Below are 235 nucleotides of genomic sequence, written 5' to 3' on the forward strand. Positions count from 1 at the left end.
TGGGATGAAGGCATGCGCGAAGGGACATGAAGTACGATTTTTCCGCGTTCACGACCTCGTGGCGACGCTGCAGGAGCGATACCAAGCGGGGACGCTGCGCCGCTTCCTGAGCGAACTGAAGAAGGCAGAGCTGCTCATTCTCGATGAAATGGGTTTTGTGCCTTTTCACAAAGACGGCGCAGAGTTGTTATTCCACGTCATTTCGGATTGCTATGAGCAGCGGAGCGTCATCGTG

At 54.9% G+C, this 235-nt stretch carries 1 protein-coding gene; it reads left to right on the top strand.

The window, feature by feature from the left end:
• Positions 1-235: ATP-binding protein (locus tag J3481_RS14565; RefSeq protein WP_206832819.1), on the top strand; the 235-nt coding region annotated here is incomplete at both ends.

Origin of the sequence: Alicyclobacillus fructus, assembly GCF_017329605.1 — a bacterium.
GTDB classification, from domain to species: Bacteria; Bacillota; Bacilli; order Alicyclobacillales; family Alicyclobacillaceae; genus Alicyclobacillus; species Alicyclobacillus fructus.